The sequence below is a fragment of the Vibrio sp. 1402 genome, assembly GCF_033340275.1.
On record NZ_JAWOWE010000201.1, the window covers coordinates 1 to 761 of the forward strand.

1 protein-coding gene and 1 pseudogene are annotated in these 761 nt (G+C 50.5%); both read left to right on the plus strand.

Features of this window, described 5'->3' with window-relative positions; genetic code table 11:
• A pseudogene (locus tag R7044_RS25080) lies at positions 1-336 on the plus strand (thiaminase II); the annotation flags it as partial.
• 18 nt (positions 337-354) lie between these two features.
• Positions 355-761: hydroxyethylthiazole kinase (locus R7044_RS25085; protein ID WP_225455981.1), on the plus strand; the 407-nt coding region annotated here is incomplete at its 3' end.

Below are 761 nucleotides of genomic sequence, written 5' to 3' on the forward strand. Positions count from 1 at the left end.
GCTTACACGCGCTACGTATTGGATGCGGGAATGACGGGCGACTTAGTTGACTTGTATGCCGCGCTCGCCCCTTGCTCCATCGGCTACGCCGTCATTGGTAAAATGCTGATTGAAGATGAAAACACGGTATTCGAAGGCAATCCTTACGCAAGTTGGATTAGCTTGTACGGCGGTGAAGAGTTCCAATCTGGCGTGGCAAGTGGGGCCGAACACTTTAACCAGTTGCTGGCTGAAATCGACATCCACAGCCAGCGCGGTCAAAACCTGATTCAGGTCTTCAAAACCGCAACGCGTATGGAAGTGGCGTTTTGGCAACAAGGTCTAAACGCACAATAAGGTTAATTGGAGAATCTCATGTTAATAGAACAAATCACTCAAGCATTAACCGCAGTGCGTCAGAAAAAGCCTTTAGTCGTGAACATTACCAACTACGTGGTGATGAACAACACGGCGAACGCTTTGTTGGCTATCGGAGCTTCGCCAATCATGGCGCATTCAAAGCAAGAAATGGCAGAAATGATGTCGTTTGCAGGCGCTTTGGTGATCAACATCGGCACCCTAGACAGCGTTTGGACGCCGCGCATGAGCTATGCCGTCGAGCAAGCCAACTCGAACGGTAAAATCGTTGTGCTCGACCCTGTCGGTTGCGGTGCAAGTTCACTACGCACCGAAACCTCGCGCGAAATCGCCCGCCTTGCAAACAAGTTAATCATTCGTGGTAATGCTTCCGAAATCATTGCTCTCGCTGGTGAGCAAGCGCA